Source organism: Pseudomonas sp. AGC41, assembly GCF_057334555.1.
Genome location: NZ_JBHFJB010000015.1, coordinates 31,997 through 39,688, shown reverse-complemented (window position 1 = coordinate 39,688; position 7,692 = coordinate 31,997). Strand labels below are relative to the sequence as shown.

General features: G+C 62.4%; 8 protein-coding genes. 1 reads left to right on the top strand and 7 read right to left on the bottom strand.

What is annotated here, in order from left to right:
* Positions 1–122: 122 nt before the first annotated feature.
* The gene (locus ACE04F_RS02145) at positions 123–548 is read right to left on the bottom strand and encodes a VOC family protein (protein ID WP_486104447.1); all 426 of its coding nucleotides are present in this window, start codon (positions 546–548) and stop codon (positions 123–125) included.
* A gap of 124 nt (positions 549–672) precedes the next feature.
* Here ACE04F_RS02145 and ACE04F_RS02140 point away from each other — a divergent pair, with 124 nt between their 5' ends.
* Positions 673–1,551, top strand: coding sequence for a LysR family transcriptional regulator (locus ACE04F_RS02140; protein ID WP_486104445.1), 879 nt, complete (start codon positions 673–675; stop codon positions 1,549–1,551).
* A 15-nt stretch (positions 1,552–1,566) separates the two neighbouring features.
* Here ACE04F_RS02140 and ACE04F_RS02135 read toward each other — a convergent pair whose 3' ends face one another.
* The 6 genes from ACE04F_RS02135 to ACE04F_RS02110 all read right to left on the bottom strand — a co-directional run bounded on the left by ACE04F_RS02135 (position 1,567) and on the right by ACE04F_RS02110 (position 7,508).
* On the bottom strand, positions 1,567–3,177 hold the full coding sequence (locus tag ACE04F_RS02135; protein WP_486104443.1) for a gamma-glutamyltransferase family protein: 1,611 nt from the start codon (positions 3,175–3,177) through the stop codon (positions 1,567–1,569).
* Between the two features lie 41 nt (positions 3,178–3,218).
* Entirely contained in the window at positions 3,219–3,998 is a 780-nt protein-coding gene (locus tag ACE04F_RS02130) for an amino acid ABC transporter ATP-binding protein (protein ID WP_305495035.1), read from the bottom strand.
* Between the two features lie 2 nt (positions 3,999–4,000).
* Positions 4,001–4,777, bottom strand: coding sequence for an amino acid ABC transporter permease (locus ACE04F_RS02125; protein ID WP_305495036.1), 777 nt, complete (start codon positions 4,775–4,777; stop codon positions 4,001–4,003).
* An 11-nt stretch (positions 4,778–4,788) separates the two neighbouring features.
* Positions 4,789–5,595 (bottom strand): ABC transporter substrate-binding protein, encoded by an 807-nt coding sequence (locus ACE04F_RS02120; protein WP_486104440.1) that lies wholly within the window; start codon positions 5,593–5,595, stop codon positions 4,789–4,791.
* Positions 5,596–5,678: 83 nt separating this feature from the next.
* Positions 5,679–6,341, bottom strand: a complete 663-nt coding sequence (locus ACE04F_RS02115; protein WP_486104438.1) for a GntR family transcriptional regulator — start codon at positions 6,339–6,341, stop codon at positions 5,679–5,681.
* A gap of 225 nt (positions 6,342–6,566) precedes the next feature.
* Positions 6,567–7,508, bottom strand: coding sequence for a helix-turn-helix domain-containing protein (locus ACE04F_RS02110; protein ID WP_486104436.1), 942 nt, complete (start codon positions 7,506–7,508; stop codon positions 6,567–6,569).
* Between the last annotated feature and the right edge of the window lie 184 nt (positions 7,509–7,692).

Sequence of the window (7,692 nt, the reverse complement as noted above, 5' to 3'; positions counted from 1 at the left end):
TCAGCACATCCAACATCACTGCAAGCTGACCCTCCGCTTTCGCGAGCAGGCTCGCTCCCACAGGGATAGTGAGTGTTCAGCCTTGCATTCAGCTTGCTTCTACAGTCTTTAACGCCCAACCGTTATTTCGCGAATAGCTGGCTCATGTCCTTGAACGCCTTGAATTCCAGCGCATTGCCGCAGGGGTCGAACAGGAACATCGTCGCCTGCTCGCCCACCTGGCCCTTGAAGCGGATGTAGGGTTCGATCACGAATTCGGTACCCAACGACTTCAATCGCTCGGCCAGCGCTTCCCATTCAGCCCAACCCAGTACGACGCCGAAGTGCGGCACCGGCACATCGTGCCCATCCACGGCATTGCTGTGCGCGTTGTCCTGGGAAGCGGTCTTCGGATGCTCGTGGATCACCAACTGGTGCCCGTAGAAATTGAAGTCGACCCATTGATCACTGGAACGCCCCTCCTCCAGCCCGAACACCTGGCCATAAAAGTTTCGGGCTGCCGCGAGGTCATAAACCGGGATTGCGAGATGGAAAGGTGAAAGGCTCATCAGGACTCCAAATGACAATATTCTTGTTCAAGGGCACGCTCATCAAGGCGTGCCCTATCGTAGGCGCGGCCACTGAACAATAAAATCAATATAAATTTCTCAGAATCACAATTATCCTTGATGAATGATCAAAGAACTCAAGACCCTCATCGCGGTGGCGCGCGAAGGCACCTTTGCCGCCGCCGGGCACAGGATCGGCCTCACCCAGGCGGCGGTCAGCGCGCAGATCCAGCGTCTGGAAGCCGAACTGGGCTTCGCGCTGTTCGACCGCAAGGGCCGCTCGGCCCACCTCAACAAGCGGGGCCAGCAGATACTCCTGCAAGCCCAGGAGCTGCTCCGTCTTTACGACAATCTCGGTTCCACCCTGCCCGGGCTACCCGCCAGCGTCCTGGTGAACATCGGCGCGATCGCCTCCGTCCAGCGCGCCTATCTGCCGGACGCCCTCGCCAGGTTCCACCAGCAGTGTCCGCAATGCCGCACGCGTGTGGTGCCAGGCCTGTCGGTCGAGTTGATCAACCTGGTGGACGCCGGCGAAATCGACCTGGCAGTGATGATCCGCCCGCCGTTCTCGCTGCAAAGCGACCTGCGCTGGACGACCCTGGCGCTTGAGCCCTACCGGCTGATCGTCCCCCGTGCAATGCTCGGCGAGGACTGGTCGACGCTGCTGTCCAGCCAACCTTTCATCCGCTATGACCGGTCGTCCTTCGGTGGCAGGCAGGTCGACCGTTTCCTGCGGCAGATGCACTTCACCTTGCGCGAAGTGTGCGAGCTGGATGAACTGGACGCGATCATCAAACTGGTGGAAAAAGGCGTCGGTGTCGCCCTGGTGCCGCAGACATCGGCCCATCAGCCATGGCCGAAAGGTGTGCGGGCGCTCGACTTGGGCCAGCACACTTTTCACCGCGATATCGGCCTCATCCATCGATCGCGACAGAGCCTTGCCGACCCCGTCGCGACCTTGGCCGAGCTGATTCAAGAGCAGGCCGGTGGTGGCGTTGGATAACGCCCTTTGCAGCGGCTACCAGACCGCAATGTGCGAATCCGCGCGCGGTTCGGTCCCGCCACACAACACGCCGCTGACCGGATCGCGCAGGATGATCTGGCCGCGCCCGTAGTCGGTCAGGTCGCTGGCAACCTGAACCTCATGGCCGCGGCGTGCCAGGGCATTGATCAGGTCCCGTGAAGCGCCCTGCTCGATGCCGACTTTCATCCCGCCCAACCACTGCCAGCGCGGCGCATCCAGGGCCGCTTGCGGGTTCAGGCCGAAATCCACCAGGTTCATGACCATCTGCACATGTCCCTGGGGTTGCATGTAGCCGCCCATCACGCCGAAAGGACCGAGGGCCTCGCCATCACGGGTAAGAAACCCGGGAATGATGGTATGGAAGGTCTTCTTGCCTGGGGCCAGGCAATTGGCGTGGGCCGGATCAAGGCTGAACTCCTGGCCGCGATTCTGCAGTGCGATTCCGCTGTCGGGCAGCACCACGCCGGAGCCGAACCCGTGGTAGTTGCTCTGGATGAACGAGACCATATTGCCCTCGCCGTCCGCGGTCGCCAGGTACACCGTGCCGCTGGCGTGGGGATCGCCGGGCTTCGGCGGTTGGGCCTGCTCGCCGATCTGTCCGCGACGGCGGGCGCTGTAGTCATCACTGAGCAAATCAGCCACGGCCACGCGCATGTGCAGGGGGTCGGTGATGTGGTGCAGGCCGTCGCTGTAGGCGAGCTTCATCGCCTCCAACTGGCGATGCCAGGTCTGCTGGCTGTCACGGTGATCGAAGTCGAAGCCTTCAAGTATTTTCAAGGCCATCAAGGCCACCAGGCCCTGCCCGCTCGGCGGGATCTCCCAGACATCGACGCCACGGTAATTGACGTGGATGGGCTCGACCCACTGGGCGCGATAATCCCTCAGGTCCGAGGCGCGCAGGTAGCCACCGCTGGCTCGGGAATGGCCATCCAGGCGCTCGGCCAATGCGCCGCGATAGAGGCTTTCGCAGCACGTGTCGGCCAGTTCCTGGAGCGTGCGGGCCTGGGCCGGGTTGCGGAAAATCTCCCCGGCCCGTGGCGCGCGACCTTCGATGAGAAAGGTATCGAACCAGGCCTCCAGGACCGGATCGCGATGGGGCGTGAGCTCGTTCACCGCGACCTGCCATTGATGGGCGACCACCGGCGACAAGACAAAACCGTCCCGTGCCAGGCTGATCGCCGGTTGCAGCAACTCGGCAAAAGGCCGCTTGCCGAAGCGCCGGGACAGCTCGGCCCAGGCCGACGGGCAACCGGGAACGGTGACGGGTGTCCAGCCATACACCGGCATCTGTTCATGGCCGGCCGCCTTGACCGCCTCGATGCCCAAGGCCGCCGGTGCATGGCCGTTGCCGTTGAGCCCATGCAACTGGCCCTTGCACCAGACCAACGCGAAGGCGTCACCGCCGATACCGCAGCCGGTGGGCTCCACCACTGTCAGCGCCGCCGCCGTGGCGATGGCGGCGTCGATGGCGTTGCCACCTTTTTGCATGATCTCGATGCCCGCCTGGGCCGCCAGGGGCTGGGACGCGGCGACCATGCCGCGACGGGCGAAAACGCTCTGGCGCTGCGACGGATAGGGGTATTCGTGGGCAGAAAATTTCAGCATGGCAAAGGCTCTTCAATACGGGAATTCATGGCCGGGAAAGGTCACAGCACGCGACTGAGAAAGGCCCGGGTGCGCGGGTGGATGGGGTGACAGAAAATCTGCTCCGGCGGCCCTTGCTCGATCAGCTCGCCCTGGTCCAGGACCACCACACGGTCGGCCACTTCCCGGGCGAAGCCCATCTCGTGGGTCACTACGACCATGGTCATGCCCTCCTCGGCCAATTCCTTCATCACTTGCAGGACCTCGCCAACGGTTTCCGGGTCGAGGGCGCTGGTCGGTTCGTCGAACAGCATGGCCTGGGGTTTCATGGCCAGGGCCCGGGCAATCGCCACCCGCTGTTGCTGACCACCGGAAAGCATCGACGGGTAGTGATCGGCCTTGTCCGCCAGGCCGACCCGCTCCAGCAAGCCGCGAGCCTGTTCCAGCGCAGCGGCGCGAGGCACGCCGAGCACCTGGATCGGCGCCTCGATGATGTTCTCCAGGGCGGTCATGTGGGGGAACAGATTGAAGCGCTGGAACACCATGCCGATGTCCCTTCGCTGGCGGGCTATGTTGCGCTCCGACTCCCGCACCAGGCTGCCATCGGCCCGCTCGCGGTAACCCATGGCCTGGCCATTGACGCGGATGCGTCCGCCCTGGATATCTTCCAGTAGATTGATGCAACGGATGAAAGTGGTCTTGCCGGAGCCTGACGCGCCGATCAGCACCACCACTTCACCGCGTCGTACTTGCAGCGAGATGCCCTTGAGAATCTGCAACTCACCGAAGGACTTGTGCACGTCCAGCGCCTCGATGATCAGCTCTTCACTCTTGTGCGCCATGGTCAACGTGCCCTCAGCAGGTTCAAGGTGCTGCGACCGAACATCCGCAGCGACGCCGGTGGCGGTGACGACGGCCGGTCCGACTGGCCGAAACGGCCCTCCAGCCAGCGCTGGAAAAAGCCCCACAGAGTGGTCAGCAGCAGGAAATAGATCGCCACCACCAGATACAACTCGAACACCCGGAACGTCGCCGACGTGACCATCTGGGTACTGAGCAGCAGTTCCTGCACGCCGATCACGCTGACCAGCGTGGTGTTCTTGAGCATCACGTTGAACTCGTTGCCCAGCGGCGGAACGATGACCCGGAACGCCTGGGGCAAGACAATCCGGCGCATCAGCTTGGCGAAGGTCATGCCCAGGGAACGTCCGGCCTCGTATTGGCCCTTGTCCACCGCACCGATGCCGGCGCGGATGATCTCGGCCATGTAGGCGCCCTCGTTGAGGCCGAGGGCGATGATCGCCGCCTGGATATTGCCGGGCACCACCAGGCCGAACAGTTCGATGTCTTCGAAGCGGAAAATCCCGCCGGCAGCCAGGGCGGTGTAGAGAAAGACGATCTGCACCAGCAACGGCGTACCGCGCATCAGCCACACGTAGAAGCGCACCGGCAGGTGCAGCAACGGGTTCTTCGACAACCGCAGCAGCGCGGCCGCCAGCCCCAGGGCACAACCGAGCAGCATCGCCAGCACGCTGATCAGGCAGGTCAGCCACAGCCCGGTGAGGTACACCTCACTGGGCTGCAGCAGGTATTGCCAGAACACATCCCAATTGAAATTCATGGGGGTTCACCTCAATCCAGTGTGTCGCTGGCGACATGCCATTTGCCCAGCAACTGGCTGTAGCTGCCGTCGCTGCGCATGTCAGCGATGATCTGCTGCACGGCGGCGGTCAATTGCGGATCGTCCTTGCGGATGCCCAGCCCGGTGAGAATCCGGCTGAAGGCCGGTACGCCCTCTTCGAACAGGTCAGGGGCCATGCCAGCGTAGTAACCGGCGGTTTCCACGGTAGTGCCGTAGGCGTCGACCTGGCTGATGCGCAGGGCCTGGAAGGCATCGGTGTCGGTGTTGTAGACCACCAGCTTCATCGGCGGCTTGCCGGCCTTGGCCAGGGTTTCGTTTTCGGCGTCGAGCAGGGTCTTGATGGTCGAACCGTTGAGTACCGCGACCTTGTGGCCGGAGAGACTCTGCAGCGTCTTCAGGCCCTTTGGATTGCCCTTGGGCACCACCACCGCCTGGCTGGAATACATGTAGTTGACGATGTCGATCACCTCGCGGCGCTCGGGCTTGTCGAACAGCTGGTCGACGATCATGTCGCACTGCCGGGCCAGCAGCGCCGGAAGCAGTCCCGAGAAGGGAATGACCCGCCATTCGACCTTCTTGTCGCCCAGGCGCTTGGCGATTTCCAGCCCCAGGTCTACGGTCAATCCCTTGGGTTTCTGCGCCGCATCGAAGGACACCAGCGGCGGCGAATCCATGCCCGAGCAATAGACGAGTTTATCGACCTTGAGCAAGCGATCCGGGACAACGGGCGCGGCTAGCGCCCACTGAGCACACAATCCCAAGGATAAAGCGGCAACCAACAGGCGAGGCTTATGCATGACCAGACACTCCAGTTCAGTTAATGACGGGCAGTACTCAAAGTCAGAACACGGGGCAGGCTCGGAGCCTGCTCTGGTTATTTTTACGCTTGCAAGAACTTGATCAGCTCAGGGACCGTGCCTTCGATGTGCGCACGTACCACGGCCTCGGCCTTATCTGCGTCGCCCGCGCGGAGGGCGTCGAGGATCACGACGTGCTCCTGGCGCGCGCTCAAGGGTTTTTCGACATGCTGCAACCACAGGCGCATCGGCGCCTCGATCAGCGAATACAGGGCGCTGATCTGCTTCAATAAGCGCGGGCGACCGCTGAGGCTGGACAAATATTCATGGAACGCGCGATGGCGGCTCACCCACTCGGCGCTCTCTTCGCGGTAATCGTCCATCTCGTCCAGCAGGCGCTCCAGGGCAGCCAATTGACGCTCGCCGATCTTCGCTGTGGCGACACGCACTGCCAGCCCTTCCAGTGCGCTGCGCATTTCGAAGACTTCATGCAGTTCGTCGATGTCCAGACCACTGACGACCGCTCCACGGTTCGGCCGCAGGGTGACGAGGCCCTGGGCATCCAGACGGCGGAAGGCTTCGCGCACCGGCATGCGGCTCATGCCGATCTCGTTGGCAATGTCCTCGGCGATCAGCCGATCGCCTTTGCGCAAGCGACCACCGCAAATGGCCTCCAGCAAAAAGTTGTAGGCCTCTTCCTCGGCGGTGATTGGCGGACGTTCAGCGTAGGTCGGAGCAAACTGCATGGCGGCACCTTCTGCATTTTTGTATCCAATTATCCATGGATTCAAAAAAGCAGAATGCGTGCCAACCTCACGAGTTCTCGTGCAAGCAGTTGATTAGAAGGAAATAGATGAAAAACAGGGGTAGCCGGCAGATCGCGGTCGGCACCCATTTGTGCTACCAAACAGCTCAATGGGCACCTTTCAGGTGCGCGATATGACGGTTTGGTAACACCGGGCGACAGCCCGTCATGCCTTGGCCCTGGGGGTATCCGAGGGCGATTCGCCAAACAGCGCGCGGTAATGCGCGGCAAAATGGCTCAAGTGAAAAAAGCCCATCGCCACGGCGATCTCGCTGACGTTCAGCGCGGCCGCGCGGGTGCTGATCAAACGTCGGCGCACCGCATTGAGTCGCAGGTTGCGCAGGTACTCCAGCGGACGCATCCCGGTGACTGCCTGGAAACTGTTCTGCAGGGTCCTGCGGCTTACCCGCAGTTGCTCGCACAGGTCCAGGATGCTCAACGGTGCGTCCGCGCTGGCAACCACCAGTTCCTGGCACCGCTTGACCAGATAGGCGTTGACGGCAAAATTGCCGCGGCGGCCGCGCGCCTCGTCCGAGGCGTGGCTGAACAGATCGAGGAAGGCATTGAGCAGAACGTCCTCGAGGATTTTTTCCGTGGCCGGGTTGATCGCGTCCGCCTGTTCCAGCAGGTGACGAAACAGCGGCTGGATCTGCTGCCGGACCCTTGCCAGCACCGCTTCATTCACGCTGATCTGCGATTCATTTTTCAGGCGCTTGAGCTGTTCGTCCGGCAACTCATAAGCCGCCAGCCTGGCGAAACGCACCGTGTCGACGTTGGCCGCGAAGAAGTGCGTGCCTTCGGGGGCGTGCAACACAAAGTCTTCGCCATCGCGCAACAACACGACACTCTGCGCCCCCACCTGCTGGCCCTGGACCACCGGTGCGTTGCCCAGCGACATGGCAATGCACAAGCGTCCCTTGGGCGCGCAACCGCGCTGCACCACGCGTTTGTCCAGCACTTCCTGGAAAATCTGGAAGCGCTCGGCGCACACCTGCCGCAGCTCGCTGGAAAGGCACCCACGGCCGAGCTGGTCGTAGACCTGTTGCCAGCCCAGGATCGAAACGGCGTGTTGCTGAGGGTCATGGAAGGTACGGGTTTCGGCGAACATGATCATTGTTCCTCGGTGGCCCTGCGCTTATTGCCCGATGCTGATATCCAAAGAAATCGATAAACCCCGTGGGGGGGGGGGGGGGGGGGGCTTGACCGGGCTGGCGCTCCAGTGCGAAGCGCTCACAAAAAGGGGTCTGCTTCGCAGCCCAGCGGGAGCAAGCTCCCTCGCCACGGGTTTATCG